The following is a 16,295-nucleotide window of genomic DNA, read 5'->3' as shown; positions in this document are numbered from 1 at the left end:
ATTATATTCCAATGAAAATGAAATCAATAAAGATATATGGTCTTGCGCTGATGTCAGGACTCTTGATAATAACGGGATGTACAAAGAATTTTGTGGATATCAACACCAACCCGGTAACTTATGGCCCGACAAACTTTGATCCTAATTATACATTTACAACAGCACAACTTACCTACACTGGAAGTACAGATTTTGCATACGATACATGGAGAGCAAATTTAATATATTCCGCAACGATGATGCAGGGACTTTCGACAGTAGTAAGCTACTGGGCCGGAGATAAATACTTATTAACTCCTTGGTATACATCAGCTTATTGGGAGAGAGCATATGCTGAACAGGTGAAACCCATCGTAGATGTGGTTGAAATGACAAAAGAGAAAGAAGAATACCACAATTTACATCAGGTAGCCCGTATTTGGAAAGCACTTATTTTTGCCCGGTTAACTGATTTGTATGGAGACGTACCCTATTTTGAAGCTGGACAGGGATATTACAAAGGCAATCTGTCGGCCAAATATGATAAGCAAGAGGCTATTTACGTGGATTTATTGAAAGAAGTAGAAGAAGCAACGGCTGCTTTAAGTCCATCCGCCGATATGGTGAGCGGAGACGTGATTTACAACGGCGACGTGAATAAATGGAAACGTTTTGGTAGTTCTTTGTTGCTTCGTCTCGCAATGCGATTAACTAAGGTAGATGAGAATACGGCTAAAACTTATGTTACAAAAGTTGTCGGAAACACGATGGCGAGCAATGAGGACAATGCTTTTCTTAGACATGATAAAAGTGGTGATCGTGTTACAAAGAATCGTAATAGCCAAGTTTTATTGGGTGATGGCGGACAGGAACATTACTATGTAAAATGGTCAGATACGTTTATCAATATACTCAAAAGCACCGACGATCCACGGATCAATGTGGCCGTAACAGATCTTTGGCTATCGGAATCTGTAAAAGGAGAAGACAGACACAATCCCGCATTTGTGACTAATCCGGCAGTACAAAAGGGTATGCCTAATGGCAAAGACCTCAACACGAACCCATTGTATAGTATCAGCTCACACCCTTCTTATACGAGTTTTCCGGAATATTCTTCGCCACATCCAGGGATGATCAAGTCTGATGGTGTCACTTTCATACTCACGTACACAGAGAGTGAACTCTTATTGGCAGAAGCTGCGCAACGGTGGGGGATTGGCAGTTCGGCCGAAGATCATTATTCAAATGGTGTAAAAGCAGGAATTACTTTTTTAGCGCAGTATGACGGCGCACTGGCAATCAGCGAAACGGATGCAAATGCGTATGCTACTGCACATCCGCTGACCAATGGACTCGAACAAATCAATATGCAATACTGGATCCATCAAAATACAGCATTGAATTTTTACGAAACATGGGCAAACTGGCGCAGAAGCGGCTTTCCGATCTTGATGCCGGTAAACTATCCAGGGAATGCAACAGGAGGAACTATTCCTCGTCGATTCCCCTACCCTACGGCTGAAGAAGCTGGTTCAAACAGCGCGTATTATAAGGAGGCCTCCGCAGCAGTTCCAGGCGGAGACGAGTTAAAAGGCAAAGTATGGTGGGACAAATAATAATAAAAAAGCCAGATTTAAGATCTGGCTTTTTTATTATCCGATTTGCAATAGCATATTATGATCTTCAATAATCTTTCGAAGGTTACTCAATGCATATCGCATTCTACCTAAAGCGGTATTAATACTAACATCTGTGATCTCTGCTATTTCTTTAAAACTCATATCGCAAAAATGACGCATGATTAACACCTCTTTTTGATCATCCGGTAAAAGCTGAATAATCTTCTTCAAATCGATATCCCGTTGCGTACGCACAATTTTACTTTCTGCATCCTCATCTGCAAAATCGAGAACTTCAAATATATCAAACCCATCTGCATTAACAACATTGAGTCCACGCTTTTCGCGACGGAAATGATCTATGACCATATTGTGTGCGATACGCATTACCCAGGGCAAAAATTTTCCTTCATCGTTATATCGTCCAGCTTTTAATACATTTATGACTTTTATAAATGTTTCCTGAAATATATCTTCTGTAAGATATTCGTCTTTAACCTGTATATATATTGACGTATAAATTTTGCTCTTATACCGCTCAATCAAAACCTTTAATCCAGCTTCATCACCATTAATATAGGCGTGGATCAACTCCTGATCACTCTTATTTTTCAATAGTTTCATAATAATTTCCCTAATTTAAGTTAGAGTCACACTAATTTTAAAAAGAGTAATTTTATATCTATAGGCAATTGTTTTTTTGTTTAACTCTTCAAATCAAATGAAAAAATCCCACCTTTCAAATTATCACTCCCCTTTTTAACATTAATTCACACTTCGAATATTATGCAACAAAAAAAGCTCCAAAAATTAATTTTGGAGCTTTTTTACTAATTATTTCACTAATTTTATTTGTACAATGGGAATTGAAACATCATTGTCTTCACTTTTTCATGAATACTAGCCAATTGGGATTCATTTCCACGGTTTGACAATGCTTCATCAATCAATTCACCAATTTGAACAATTTCGGTTTCTTTAACACCTCTACTTGTAATCGCAGCCGTTCCAAAACGAACACCCGACGTAACAAAAGGAGACCGCGTATCAAAAGGGACCATATTCTTATTCGTTGTAATTCCTGCCAAGCCTAATACCGCTTCCGCCTCTTTACCTGAAATATCCTTATTACGAAGATCTACCAACATCAAGTGATTATCTGTACCGCCTGAAATAATGTTGTAATCTTTCTCTACAAAAAATTGTGCTAGTGCTGCTGCATTTTTCTTCACTTGGACGATATATTCCATATATTCATCAGACAACGCTTCTCCATAAGCTATTGCTTTGGCTGCAATTGTATGTTCTAATGGACCTCCTTGGGTACCTGGAAAAACAGCCAAATCCAACAATTGTGTAATTGTGCGTATCTCACCTTTAGGTGTTTTGATACCCCAAGGATTTTCAAAATCTTTCCCAACCATAATCATACCTCCACGTGGGCCACGTAATGTCTTATGTGTAGTAGTTGTAACGATATGACAGTGTGGAAGCGGATCATTCAATAATCCACGCGCTATCAAACCAGCAGGATGAGAAATATCAGCAACAACCAAAGCTCCAATTTTATCTGCAACGGCACGGATACGCGCATAATCCCAATCACGCGAATAAGCAGAAGCACCACAAATGATTACTTTTGGTTTTTCAGTTAATGCTGTTTCTTCTAACTGTTCGTAATCAATTAAACCTGTATCTTGCTTTACACCATAAAATAACGGCTGATATAGCTTCCCGGAAAAATTTGCCGGAGAACCATGCGTCAAGTGGCCGCCATGGGAAAGGTCAAAACCTAAAATCTTATCGCCAGGTTTTAAAATAGCCAAGAATACAGCAGCATTAGCCTGCGCTCCTGAGTGAGGTTGAACATTAACCCACTCTGCTCCGAAAAGCTGCTTTGCACGATCAATAGCAATCGTCTCAATTACATCGACTACCTCACAGCCACCATAGTAACGCTTTCCCGGAAGACCTTCTGCGTACTTGTTTGTTAGTACCGAACCAGCAGCTTCCATTACTTGCTTACTTACAAAGTTTTCAGAAGCGATTAATTCAATACCTTCTTCTTGACGTTTTAGCTCTTCAGCTATAAGATTAAATATGGCCTGATCTCTTTCCATTATTGTTGTATTAAATAGGATTTTGAAGAATTATTTTAATAAGTCGCAAACTTAGATAAATTTGCTTTTATATCCAATTATAATCGCGTTAATATGAAAGAATTTAAGTCGTTAGCTCATTTTTCAAGATGTGTAGAGCGGCATCATATGGATTAACATCTAATTCCTTTACATGCTGCAGCACAAGGCCCACAAACTGATCCAAAGTCGAATCTTTTGGTAATGCCTTCGCTGTATTCCGCAACAAAGAAACGGTATTTACCTTTAGATCTTTGACCACCACCCAGGCCGCATCCGACACATACAGCTGTTGGGTAAAATTATGGTTAAATTCACTTTCCACTTCCGCGATCAGTATCTGCCTAAATTGCCCTATCGATAGTTGTGGATCATGGTTACGTAACATAATTTGTTCTGGGGCAATACGATGAACCAATAAAATCAAACGCTCATAAGCCGTATAACGTAATTGAAGATTTTCTTTGGTTAAAAGTTTACTTTGATTTATGGCATTAATCTTTAAATGGTAGTTTTCGATCTTAGGCCAAATGATCTTAAACGCCAAAACCAATGCCGCAAATACACCAAAAGTCAGAATAAATAACTGTGCAAAAAACTCCGTATAGTTCATATTTAAATATTTTTGATTTTTAATTAGCCGTATTGTTTACGTATTGTCAAAAATCTATTGTATCAGATATTACGGCTAAAAATATGTATTTTTGTTTAACTATTCACTATAGGAAAGGCAAGAAATGAATACAGATACGATAATCACAGCTGCTCCGGTAACATTAACTTCAGGCGCAGTTTCAGAACTAAAAAAATTAATCGATCAACAAGAATTGGGACCTGATTTTGGATTACGCTTAGGTGTAGAAGGCGGAGGTTGTTCGGGAATGAGTTACATCTTAGGGTTTGACCAAAAGAAAGATGGTGATTCGGAATATGAAATTGAAGGGATCCGGGTATTTATGAATAAAGCGCATGGGCTATATTTGGCCGGTATGGAAGTCGATTTCAAAAATGGCCTTGACGCTAGGGGATTTACCTTCAGCAATCCAAATGCAACGAGTACTTGTGGTTGCGGAAGCAGTTTCTCCGCATAATTAAAAAAGCAGCACAAAAATTTTCTGGTTTTTGTGCTGTGTTAGACCGTGAGAAATTCGAAGACAATGAAGCCTACCGCTATAATCCCTAAAATTGCAACTACGACATTCGTAAGGCTATATCTTCTTTTAAAAAGAAGCTGAAACACTCCATATCCAAACGAAAAAATCAGAAACCCCAGCACTGGAATCATTGCCAAATTGTGAACAACTCCAAATAATGTATTTACAATTTCTGGAAAAAAAGTATAATAGGTCACGTACAAAATTGCTAGTATTAAAAACAAACAAGCACATATCTGACCATATAAAATATTTTTACTCAGCGCGCTATCTTTCATATCAACAAACATAAATTTAACATCCAATAAATATAAGCACTTTATTTCCTTATGTGCAAATTAGCACATCCCCTAATCTACTCTTATATTTCACGACCATTAACAGACAGCCAGGTGTCCGGCAATAGTTCTTTCAAACGCCTTTCCTCTTCAACAGAGATCTCACCTGTTACCCACATTCTCTTTATTTTTATACTTCGTATTTCATCAGGAATATTTACTTTTCCAATGAAACCAATAACCAGACGGTCTATACTTTTGAGGGCAAAGAACTGCCGGGGTATTTCTGTAATGTTTTTTAAACTCACATCATCGTAAGCATCCTTCGGAGGAGTCGAAACAGCAGCAATCGTACTTTGCTTATTATGGGCAATAGCCCAGCCCACAAGTGGCCTTAACCTATAGTTTCTAGTATCTTGTTCCATTCCAAATAACCCAGCCCAGAATTCCATAGCATATTGTTTCCCTGACGTGCGGTCGTCCAATATAAACGGTACTTTTACATATTCAGCAGCGATGGAACTCGCGTGAGTTATCGGGTCGAGGTTCCGGCGTTCTCCTTTATCATTGAATGGATAAAATTTAGTAATCCACCCATCAATTGTCTCATGGGGTGAATAAACAGCTTTGTTCTGTAATTGCACCATATTTTTCCAAAACTCTTTATCCAGCTTACCTTCCTTCGTTTTCACGATTTCCTGAATAATAGACCTCAATTCTTTTGTCCACCACGCTAAATCAAATGTTTCTATATAATCTATCTTGTCAAGAATTTTTTTCCAATCGGCTGCTGTTCCTTCTATCGTAACGGATGAGATACCACATCCTATCACCATCATCCTATAATCAAAATAAATCTTTACCGACTCCATCAGTACAATTGCGGAGGCAATTTTACTTGTCTCATTTGATGTCGAAAAATCCGCCCGTAAATTCCCAATATATTCTTCGCCCGTATAGGCGCTTATTTGATCGACAAACTGCGGAAAAACCCGCTCCCAATCACTGCCCTTATCACCCAGTTTTACTTGGGTAGTATCCACCACAACGGTTAGCTCCCGTTTACCATCGAAACCGACAAGCCTGTCTCTAAATTTTTCGGCATGAAACGCGATATGTCTGGCAAACCCCTGTTCAATCAATAACCAAATTATATCCGGAGAAATCACAATAGGCCTATGCTCCTGATAGGCTTTAAGTATCCCTAACAAAAAGGGCTGATTACCAAAATAAACGACACTATCCGGAATAGGTGCATATTTTTCGACTTCGCCTGATCCGAGCTTCAGAAAAAGATCCGAAGATGCAACACGCTCCAACAATTCTTTTGGCGGTTCCAACGATTCATCTATCCGGTACGCTGTTGCTGATCGATCTAACCGCAACGTGTCCAAAACTCCAACTTGTTTCACGGAAAATGACTGAGCGGATTTAGCAGACTTTACGACATTGTTTACACAAGACATCATAAACAAGAGTAGCATCAGGCCAAACAAATTTTTAATTTTTATCATAACTCAAGTATTGTTTTTGCACATGATGCAGCAAAAGCTTCGATTCCATAAATGTAATCTTTTTCCTTTCCTTAATAATCACTAACTTTGCAACCTTAAAAACAGACATTAAATTTACGTAATGTACAAGGAATATAAGCAGTTAAATTTACCGGAAATCGGGAAAGAAGTATTGAAGCGTTGGGAAGTTCAGGACATTTTCGCAAAAAGTGTTTCAAACCGTCCTGCAAGTAAACCGTATACTTTTTACGAAGGTCCACCTTCAGCAAATGGTATGCCCGGTATTCACCACGTAATGGCACGTAGTATCAAAGATATCTTCTGTCGTTACAAGACGTTGAAAGGATTTCAGGTAAAACGTAAAGGCGGATGGGATACACATGGGCTTCCAATTGAGTTGGCTGTTGAAAAAACATTGGGCATCACGAAAGAAGATATTGGTAAAAAAATATCTGTTGAAGAATATAACGCGGCCTGCCGTAAAGAGGTAATGAAATACACAGATGTATGGAATGACCTAACAGAAAAGATGGGCTACTGGGTAGATCTTGAAAATCCATATATCACCTATCAGAACGAGTACATCGAGACATTATGGTATTTGCTAAAGGAATTGTACAGCGAAGGCCTTCTGTACAAGGGATATACTATCCAGCCCTACTCCCCTGCAGCCGGGACAGGGTTAAGCTCGCATGAATTGAACCAACCGGGTACTTATAAAGATGTAAAAGATACCACGATTGTTGCAGAGTTTCGTTTGGTAAAAGATCAAATCCATCCGCTGATCTCGACTTTGGTTGAAACCGAAGAAGAAGATGTTGCTTTTATCGCTTGGACGACTACACCTTGGACGTTACCGAGCAACACCGCTTTAGTGGTAGGGAAGAAAATCGAATACGTCAAAATCAAAACATTCAATCAATATACCGGATCTCCAGTTTCCGTAATTTTAGCAAAAAACCTAATCAGCAAGCATTTTAAAGCTGAAGGTCAACAAATTTCTTTTCAGGACTACAATCTTGGAGACAAAACCATTCCTTGGGAGATAGCGGCAGAATTTATAGGTGAAGAGCTTCTTGGATTACGTTACGAACAATTACTACCCTATATAACAAACGAAGAGTTATTAAAGAAAGCATTCCGGGTAATTCCGGGTGACTTCGTAACCACAGAGGATGGTACAGGTATTGTCCATGCTGCCCCGACATATGGTGGTGATGACTTTAGAGTTGCAAAGGAAAATGATGTTCCGGGTATTTTTGTTAAGGATGAAAATGGAAAAGACGTACCTACGGTAGACCGTACAGGTCGTTTTGTGAAAGAGATCACGGATTTTGCTGGCCGTTTTGTGAAAGAAGAATACTATTCAGATGCCGAGCGCGCTGAAAAAGATTTCCGCCCAACAGATGTTTTAATTGCCATCAAATTAAAAGAGGATAACAAAGCCTTCGATGTAAAAAAATACGAGCACACCTATCCACACTGTTGGCGCACAGACAAACCGGTATTGTATTATCCCCTAGATAGCTGGTTTATCCGTACAACGGCCATGAAAGAAGAAATGGTGGCCCTAAATAAAACCATCAACTGGAAGCCCGAAGCTACAGGATCTGGTCGATTTGGCAACTGGCTCGAAAATTTAGTAGACTGGAATCTATCACGTTCGCGCTATTGGGGTACTCCATTGCCCATCTGGCGTTCGGAAGACGAAAACGAAGAAATCTGTATTGGCTCCATGCCGGAATTAAAAAAATATCTAGAAGCATCCATTGCATCTGATGTACTTTCGGAAAATGAGAAAGCGGTCAATACCGCATATTTAGCAAAATTTGACACCACAGATTTAGACTTACACCGGCCATATGTAGACCACCTGGTATTGGTGTCTGACGGTGGACAAAAAATGTTTCGCGAGCCAGACCTGATCGATGTTTGGTTTGACTCCGGTGCGATGCCTTATGCGCAATGGGGCTTGGATTATGACAAATTGGCTAAAGGAGACAAGCTACCATTCAAAGAAGAGTACAATCATGCTTTTCCGGCAGATTTCATCGCCGAAGGTGTGGACCAAACCAGAGGATGGTTCTTTACCTTGCATGCGATCTCCACCATGATTCGAAGTTCTGTAGCTTTTAAAAATGTCGTATCTAACGGACTTGTGTTAGACAAGAATGGCAACAAAATGTCTAAGCGCCTTGGTAATGGAGTAGATCCATTTGCTACAATTGAAAAATACAGTGCCGATGCCACGCGTTGGTACATGATTAGCAATGCAGCACCTTGGGACAACTTAAAGTTTAATGAGGAAGGACTGGATGAAGTACGGCGCAAATTCTTCGGAACATTATATAACACATATGCTTTCTTTGCCTTATATGCTAATATCGACAATTTCAACTATGCAGAACCAGATGTAGTAAATGAAAATCGTCCAGAAATTGATCGCTGGATATTATCACTCCTGAATAGCTTAAGCAAAGAAGTAGACGATTATTATGCGGATTACGAACCGACCAAAGCAACCCGGGCTATCCAAACATTTGTCGACGAACATTTGAGCAATTGGTATGTACGTTTGTGTCGCCGTCGTTTTTGGAAGGGCGATTATACGGAAGATAAGATTTCCGCTTATCAAACACTGTATACTTGTTTGGACACTATTGCCAAATTGATGTCTCCAGTTTCACCATTTTTTTCCGATCAATTGTATTTGGATTTAAATGCTGTTACCAGAAAGGAAAAATTTGAATCCGTACATTTAGCTGATTTCCCATCGTATAATCCCCTTCTTGTGGATAAAGCTTTGGAAGAAAGAATGGCGTTGGCACAAGACATTTCGTCGTTAGTTTTATCGTTGCGTAAGAAAACTGGAATAAATGTGCGTCAACCACTTAGCAAGATATTACTCCCTGTTTTAGATAATGCATTCCAAGCGAAAGTGGAGAAGGTAAAAGACCTTATTCTTTCTGAGACGAACATCAAATCTATTGAATTTATCACGGATACGACCGGCATTATTAAGAAAAAAATAAAACCTAATTTCAAAGCTCTTGGCGCGAAAGTTGGTAAGGATATGAAATTGGTGACGACGGCCATCCAAGCATTGAATGCAGATCAAATTGGTGACCTTGAACGAAATGGAAATTATGCGTTAGCAGGCACAGCATATGTCATTTCTATAGAAGACGTGGAGATTATCGCAGAAGATGTCGCAGGTTGGCAAGTGGCAAATCTAGGAAACTTGACAGTGGCATTGGATGTACAGATTACAGACGAATTGAAGAAAGAGGGTATTGCTAGAGAATTGGTTAATCGAGTTCAGAATCTTCGAAAAGAAAAGGATTTTGAAGTTACAGACAGAATCAAAGTTCAAGTGAGTCAAAATATTGAAATAGAAGAGGCTACACAAAATAATTTGTCTTATATTTGCACGGAAATATTAGCTGATTCATTTGTTTTTGTAAACACATTAACGTCGTCAGATACAATAGAGATAAATGGTATAGAACTAAAGGTATTAATCGAAAAAATTTAGGTTATGGCAAACACGGAGAAAACACGATACAGCGATTCAGAATTACAAGAATTCAAATCGATTATCTTAGAGAAACTGCGTATTGCTAAAGAGGAGTTATTAGCATTAACAAGAACTTTAAGCAACAGTAACGCAAACGGCACAGATGATACAGCTGGAACCTATAAAACTTTAGAAGACGGTTCCGCTACGCTTGAGAAAGAGCAAGTAAATCAGTTAGCTGCTCGTCAGAAAAAATTCATTGACAATCTTGAAGCAGCGTTGGTACGCATCGAGAACAAAACGTACGGCATATGCCGTGAGACTGGAAAATTAATTCAAAAAGAACGTTTGAAAGCAGTTCCTCATACAACACTAAGTATCGAAGCAAAAAACAAACAATATTAAGAATTGAAACCTGAATGGTCTTTGCTTAAATTGAGCAAAGACCATTTTATCCTATATCATGAAAGGCTACACGCGACCTATAACTCTTATTTTTCTTATTCTATTAGTTGATCAAATATCAAAATTTTGGGTAAAACTCAACATGACGATAGGTCAAGATTTCACCATACTGGGCAATAAATTTCTTATTCATTTCATTGAAAACCCTGGCATGGCCTACGGTATGGAATTCGGTGGCGAATATGGCAAGCTCTTTTTGAGTATTTTCCGCATTATCGCTGTTATCGGTATTGGCTACGGTCTTCATTATATGATCAAAAATAAATATCACAGAGGCTTTACCCTGAATGTAGCGCTGATATTCGCCGGCGCATTAGGCAATATTATTGATTGTGTTTTTTATGGCATGATCTTCAGTGAAAGTGATTTTTATACGAAAGCGGTTCTTTTTCCTGAAGGAGGTGGATACGCTCCATTCTTATATGGCAAAGTAGTGGATATGCTTTATTTCCCATTAATAGAAGGAAATTTTCCGACCTGGTTCCCAATATGGGGAGGTGAACATTTTTTATTTTTTCGACCGGTTTTTAATATAGCAGACTCCGCAATATCAGTTGGAGTAGTATTAATCTTACTCTTTCAAAAAAGGTACTTCAAAGAAGAACATAAGGAAGAAGAAAGTGTGAATAGTGAGATGTTGGAGGATTAAAGTGAAAATTAATTTACAAATCAGCTTTATCTGCAGTTTACTAGCTACCCTGCTAGTCTTACCAGCATGTATAGTTGCTCAGATCAAACAGGAGAATCTGAAGAAGCATATTTACTACCTAGCTTCTGACAAAATGAAAGGCCGCGGAACGGGATCTAAGGAAGTGAACAAAGCGGCTAAGTATATTGAAAAGCATTTCAAGAAATACGGTTTATCGCCCAAAGGAGAAAGAAAGTACCGTCAGACATTTACGGCAAAAGTTCGTCGCGTAATCGTTCCCGACAGCATCCGTCAAGCGGACAATATCATCGGATTTTTAGATAATAATGCCCCATACACCATTATAATTGGAGCCCATTATGATCATTTGGGCACAGGGCACCAAGGGAGTTCACGGGACTCATTAGGTGTTGGACAAATACATAATGGTGCAGACGATAATGCATCAGGTGTGGCAGGATTACTTGAATTAGCACGATATTTCGCAACCAACAAAGAGAATGAAGCATACAATATGCTATTTATCGGCTTTGGTGCAGAAGAATTGGGTTTAGTGGGATCACGACACTTCACAGAGAACCCAACTATACCCCTGGAGAATATACAATGGATGCTCAATATGGATATGATCGGCCGATATAGTCCAGATAATGGTCTAGCCATCATTGGCTATGGCACGAGCTCTAAATTTCCATCCATATTTGAAGGAATCACGAGCGATATAAAATTTAACTTAAGCAAGGATGGAAACGGTGGTTCTGATCAAACTTCCTTCTACAAAAAAAATATTCCGGTTTTATTTTTTCATACGGGGGGTCACGATGATTACCACAAGCCGGGAGATGACCCCGAAAAAATAGATTATAACGCATTGGAATCCATTTTAAAACTAGAAATAGAGGTATTGATCAACTCCATGAAACAAGGCAAAATGGACTTTCAATGGACGAACTAACAAACAGTAAAAAACGTATTCTTCTAACAGGATCCAATGGCTTTTTGGGACAAAAGCTTACGGATCTTATTGTACAAAAAACAGATTATTCGCTGCTATGTACCTCAAAATCCGCAAATAGGAATCCGAATACAAAGGGCTATGATTATGTCCAACTTTCGCTTGTAAATCAGCAAGATCTGGCAACATTAATTGATACGTATTCCCCAACGCACATTGTTCATACTGCTGCTATGACAAGCGTTGAAACGTGTGAAGAGAATTGGGAAGAATGTAAACAGCTTAATATTGATACCGTTCAGTTTTTAGCTGATATTTGTAAGCAAAAGAATATCCATCTTACTTTTTTATCTACAGATTTCGTTTTCGATGGAAAGGAGGGGCCTTACCTGGAAACTGCACCGACGAACCCATGCAATGCATATGGAAAAAGTAAAGTCGGAGCAGAACAAGAGATAATACGGTCAGGTTGTAAGAGCGCTATCCTACGCACAATATTGGTATATGGTGTTATTGCCGATAAGAATCGCTCTAATTTGATCCTTTGGGCTAAAAACAAATTACAAAACAACGAAGTTATACGTGTTGTACAAGACCAATGGCGTATGCCTACCTGGGTCGATGATTTGGCACATGCGTGCCTTCTTGCAATCCAGAAAAATGCAGTCGGTATCTGCCATATATCCGGCGATGAAATGCATTCTATACTTGATATAGTCTATAAGGTAGCTGATCATTGGTCTTTAAACAGAGATTTAATTATACCTGTCAGCGCAAAAGATATTGGACAGGCAGATAATCGTCCCCGAACGACTGGTTTTGTACTAGCCAAAGCAAAAAAAGAATTAGGATTCACTCCTACGTCGTTAGCAAAAAGCTTGGTAGAGATAGATAAACAATTGAAATTAGTATAGAATAATATGCAGGAAAAATTTGCGAAAGGGTCGTATACCGAAATGAATGAACTTGTTCTTCCAAATGACACCAATACATTTGGTAATCTAATGGGCGGACGCTTGCTGTACTGGATGGATATTTGTTCGGCAATGGCGGCTCAAAAACACTGCAATAATGTAGTGGTTACAGCATCAGTAGATAATGTTTCTTTTAAAAGACCCGTAAAGCTCGGTGATGTGGTTACCATTAAAGCCCAAGTGACTCGCGCATTTAACACTTCTTTGGAGGTACGTTTAGAAGTTTTTGCCCAGAATCTTCCTAAAGGTACGAACGAAAAATCCAATGAAGCCTATTATACGTTTGTTGCCTTAGACGAGCAAGGCAAACCTAAGGCTATTCCGGCGTTGACGCCAGAAACCGAAAACGAATTAAAGCTATACAATGAAGCGTTACAAAGACGAGAATTGCGCTTGATTTTGGCCGGCAAACTGGAACCGGAACATGCAACAGAATTAAAAAATCTGGTCAACCTTTTCGATCATAAAGGTTAATGAATCGACATCGCGTTGGAGAATGTTATGAATTCCCCAATGCGATAATACGATCAAATTCTTCTGGTTTCAGAGGCATTACAGAAAGTCGTCCCTGACGCACCAATGCGACATCCTGAAGAAACTCATCTGCTTTAATGGTCTCTAATGTAACCGGCTTCTTAAAGGTCTCTACTGGAGCTAAATCGACAACTACCCATTTTGGATCTTCTGTTGTAGGATCTTGGTAAAATTCTTTAACCACCTTTGCTACACCTACAACTTCCTTTCCTTCGTTGCTATGATAGAATAAGACGAGATCTCCTTCTTTCATTGCCTTCAAATTATTGCGAGCCTGATAATTGCGGACGCCATCCCAAAACGTTTGACCGTCTTTATTGAATTGCTCCCAACTGTATTTAAACGGTTCTGATTTAACTAAAAAGTAATTCATTTTTTTCTCCTATCTAATATCTAGCATCTAATGTCTAGTATCTAATTCTGTTGCTCTAAAACTTCCATTTTTTCCGCAAAGTGTGCACAGTAGTCTCTCAAATCGCCAATTATCTTTTCTGCCATCGGATCACCTCCAGATGAACGTAAGAAAGAATCGCCTAAGGTTTGCAATGTTTCATAGAAAAAACGTTTCATTTCATCATAGGGCATGTCTTTAGTCCAAAGATCTATGCGCAACGAATTTTTATACTGTCCGTCCCACAAGGCCAAAAACATGGCTTTCGTAGGCAAAGATTCCGTATTTTGTCCATCTGTAGACGACCATTGAATGGTATCAGGTACATTATTATCGTCTAACTCTACTTCTAATTTTATTTCTGCTTTTTTCATTTATCTATTTTTTACATGATAATATCTACCACAGGTAGGCATTATTATTGAATTTTTAATATGACCATTACGATACCCACGACCAATATAAAGCCGATCTGTAGAAACCAAATCCGTTGTAAATCCTTTATAACTAATCTAAAAAACACGTCCACTAACAAAAGTACCGCAATTAATGTGATCAACCATCCCCAGGAAAACAGCATCTCCGTATCGGCATTCATTTCAGAAATAAACCAAACCAAGATACAGGCTAAGGTAATATTCAGAGGTGTTAGTTTCATGAATGCTACTTCTTTTTAAACGATTTCGATTTTCCGCTAGAAGCTTTTCCTTTACCAGCCCCCCTTGTTCCAGAAGCCGCAGTTCTTTTTTTACCGCCGTGCTTCAGCATAAATTTCTTCTCATGAAATGCGCCTTGAAAATCAGGATTTTCTTTTTTCTTCTGACTATCAATTTCGCGGGCAATGGCTTGTCGTTCGTCAAAAGGTGTTTTTTCCACAAAAACATCCTCCGGTAAATCAATCACTTCTATTGATTGACGAATTAGTTTTTCTATTTTCGCTACGTAATATTCTTCTGCTGGATTACAGAAGGTAATCGCATCCCCCGTACTGAAAGCCCTTCCTGTACGTCCTATTCGGTGTACATAATCCTCGATGACAATAGGTACATCAAAATTAATAACATGGCTTACATTAGATACATCTAGTCCCCTCGCTGCAACATCTGTAGCTACCAGAAAACGAATTTCTCCGGTCTTGAAGGCATTTATAGAATTAATACGTGTATTTTGTCCTTTATTGGCATGGATTACACGGACATTTTTTGCCCCATATTTGCGTTCCAAAAAAGCGAACACACTATCAGCCACTTGTTTGGTTTTGCAGAAAACAATCACGCGATGGTACGCTTCATCATCTGTAAACAAATGCTGAAGTAGATTGATCTTTGTCTTAACGTTAGGAACATGATATAGCGATTGTGTCACCGTTTGAGCAGGTGTCGCTTGCTCTGTCACCTCAATTACGGTCGGGAACGCTAAAAAATCTCCGGCTATCTTCCGTACTAATTCACTCATCGTAGCCGAAAAAAGCAAATTCTGTCGCTTACGGGGTATTACCTCCAAAATACGGTGTAATTTACTAATAAACCCCATGTCCACCATTTTGTCGGCTTCATCCATTACCAGCACTTTCAATGATTTTGTATTAATATCGCCTGCGAGATATAAATCCAAAAACCTCCCCGGTGTGGCGACCACAATATCACAGCCTTTAGCAAGTAATTCTTTTTGTGTTTTTGGCCCCAGCCCACCGTACAATACAATAGTACGCAGATCAAGGTAAGTGGAAAAGAGCTGGATATGCTCTTCAATCTGCATAGCAAGCTCCCGTGTGGGGCTTAATATGAGTGCACGCGGATCATTTCCCTGCGCATATTTGAGATTCATTAAAAGCGGTAATACAAAAGCAGCAGTTTTACCCGTACCTGTCTGCGCTATACCCATCACATCCTGTCCCGCTAAAATCGGCGGAATGCCTTTCTCCTGTATTTCAGTAGGTACCGAATAACCTGCTTCGGCTATTGCATTTAATAGCTGTTTATTAAACTTAAAATCCTCAAACGATGTTTGCATTTTACAAAGATAGGTAAATCCGCGCATTTAAATTTTGAAAAGAGGAGGTTGCAACAGCAACTTTCTTTGTCAAAATTTTGTTTTACGGTGTATTTACGCCAATTTTGCTTTC

16 protein-coding genes are annotated in these 16,295 nt (G+C 39.0%); 8 read left to right on the top strand and 8 right to left on the bottom strand.

The window, feature by feature from the left end:
* Positions 1–11: 11 nt before the first annotated feature.
* The gene (locus FAZ15_RS08525; protein ID WP_136900892.1) at positions 12–1,598 is read left to right on the top strand and encodes a SusD/RagB family nutrient-binding outer membrane lipoprotein; all 1,587 of its coding nucleotides are present in this window, start codon (positions 12–14) and stop codon (positions 1,596–1,598) included.
* Positions 1,599–1,634: 36 nt separating this feature from the next.
* Here FAZ15_RS08525 and FAZ15_RS08520 read toward each other — a convergent pair whose 3' ends face one another.
* From FAZ15_RS08520 to FAZ15_RS08510, 3 genes are all read right to left on the bottom strand, one after another.
* Positions 1,635–2,225 carry an RNA polymerase sigma factor gene (locus tag FAZ15_RS08520; protein WP_136900891.1) on the bottom strand — a complete coding sequence of 197 codons (591 nt, stop codon included), beginning with the start codon at positions 2,223–2,225 and terminating at the stop codon, positions 1,635–1,637.
* Positions 2,226–2,449: 224 nt separating this feature from the next.
* On the bottom strand, positions 2,450–3,721 hold the full coding sequence (locus FAZ15_RS08515; protein ID WP_136900890.1) for a serine hydroxymethyltransferase: 1,272 nt from the start codon (positions 3,719–3,721) through the stop codon (positions 2,450–2,452).
* Between the two features lie 103 nt (positions 3,722–3,824).
* The gene (locus FAZ15_RS08510; RefSeq protein WP_136900889.1) at positions 3,825–4,352 is read right to left on the bottom strand and encodes a DUF7935 family protein; all 528 of its coding nucleotides are present in this window, start codon (positions 4,350–4,352) and stop codon (positions 3,825–3,827) included.
* A gap of 124 nt (positions 4,353–4,476) precedes the next feature.
* Here FAZ15_RS08510 and FAZ15_RS08505 point away from each other — a divergent pair, with 124 nt between their 5' ends.
* Positions 4,477–4,830, top strand: a complete 354-nt coding sequence (locus tag FAZ15_RS08505) for a HesB/IscA family protein (RefSeq protein WP_136900888.1) — start codon at positions 4,477–4,479, stop codon at positions 4,828–4,830.
* A gap of 424 nt (positions 4,831–5,254) precedes the next feature.
* On the opposite strand, the gene FAZ15_RS08500 is transcribed toward FAZ15_RS08505, so the two are convergent.
* Positions 5,255–6,685 carry a DUF4419 domain-containing protein gene (locus tag FAZ15_RS08500; RefSeq protein WP_136900887.1) on the bottom strand — a complete coding sequence of 477 codons (1,431 nt, stop codon included), beginning with the start codon at positions 6,683–6,685 and terminating at the stop codon, positions 5,255–5,257.
* A 121-nt stretch (positions 6,686–6,806) separates the two neighbouring features.
* Between FAZ15_RS08500 and ileS the strand changes: the two genes are divergently transcribed.
* From ileS to FAZ15_RS08470, 6 genes are read left to right on the top strand one after another with little or no spacing between them, the layout of a single operon-like run.
* The gene (gene ileS, locus FAZ15_RS08495; RefSeq protein ID WP_136900886.1) at positions 6,807–10,220 is read left to right on the top strand and encodes an isoleucine--tRNA ligase; all 3,414 of its coding nucleotides are present in this window, start codon (positions 6,807–6,809) and stop codon (positions 10,218–10,220) included.
* Between the two features lie 3 nt (positions 10,221–10,223).
* A complete protein-coding gene (locus tag FAZ15_RS08490; RefSeq protein ID WP_136900885.1) occupies positions 10,224–10,607 on the top strand; it encodes a TraR/DksA family transcriptional regulator in 384 nt (127 codons plus the stop codon).
* Positions 10,608–10,665: 58 nt separating this feature from the next.
* Positions 10,666–11,316, top strand: coding sequence for a lipoprotein signal peptidase (locus tag FAZ15_RS08485; RefSeq protein ID WP_136900884.1), 651 nt, complete (start codon positions 10,666–10,668; stop codon positions 11,314–11,316).
* 1 nt (position 11,317) lies between these two features.
* A complete protein-coding gene (locus FAZ15_RS08480; RefSeq protein WP_238387200.1) occupies positions 11,318–12,271 on the top strand; it encodes a M20/M25/M40 family metallo-hydrolase in 954 nt (317 codons plus the stop codon).
* On the top strand, positions 12,259–13,185 hold the full coding sequence (locus tag FAZ15_RS08475; protein WP_136900883.1) for an SDR family oxidoreductase: 927 nt from the start codon (positions 12,259–12,261) through the stop codon (positions 13,183–13,185). The genes FAZ15_RS08480 and FAZ15_RS08475 overlap by 13 nt, the downstream gene beginning before the upstream one ends.
* 6 nt (positions 13,186–13,191) lie before the next feature.
* Positions 13,192–13,719, top strand: a complete 528-nt coding sequence (locus FAZ15_RS08470) for an acyl-CoA thioesterase (RefSeq protein ID WP_136900882.1) — start codon at positions 13,192–13,194, stop codon at positions 13,717–13,719.
* Between the two features lie 25 nt (positions 13,720–13,744).
* Here FAZ15_RS08470 and FAZ15_RS08465 read toward each other — a convergent pair whose 3' ends face one another.
* Genes FAZ15_RS08465 through FAZ15_RS08450 form a run of 4 tightly spaced genes read right to left on the bottom strand, consistent with a single transcriptional unit; the run spans position 13,745 to position 16,183 of the window.
* Positions 13,745–14,152, bottom strand: a complete 408-nt coding sequence (locus FAZ15_RS08465) for an EVE domain-containing protein (RefSeq protein ID WP_136900881.1) — start codon at positions 14,150–14,152, stop codon at positions 13,745–13,747.
* A gap of 41 nt (positions 14,153–14,193) precedes the next feature.
* Positions 14,194–14,544: a gliding motility protein GldC gene (gene gldC / locus FAZ15_RS08460; protein ID WP_136900880.1), complete on the bottom strand. Its 351-nt coding sequence runs from the start codon at positions 14,542–14,544 to the stop codon at positions 14,194–14,196.
* A 44-nt stretch (positions 14,545–14,588) separates the two neighbouring features.
* Complete coding sequence (locus FAZ15_RS08455; protein WP_136900879.1) at positions 14,589–14,828, bottom strand: hypothetical protein; 240 nt, start codon at positions 14,826–14,828, stop codon at positions 14,589–14,591.
* A gap of 5 nt (positions 14,829–14,833) precedes the next feature.
* Positions 14,834–16,183 carry a DEAD/DEAH box helicase gene (locus tag FAZ15_RS08450; RefSeq protein WP_136900878.1) on the bottom strand — a complete coding sequence of 450 codons (1,350 nt, stop codon included), beginning with the start codon at positions 16,181–16,183 and terminating at the stop codon, positions 14,834–14,836.
* Positions 16,184–16,295 lie beyond the last annotated feature (112 nt).

Origin of the sequence: Sphingobacterium olei, assembly GCF_005048855.1 — a bacterium.
Taxonomy (GTDB): Bacteria; Bacteroidota; Bacteroidia; order Sphingobacteriales; family Sphingobacteriaceae; genus Sphingobacterium; species Sphingobacterium olei.
Note: the sequence above shows the minus strand (reverse complement) of the source record. Positions and strands in the feature narration are given on the sequence as shown.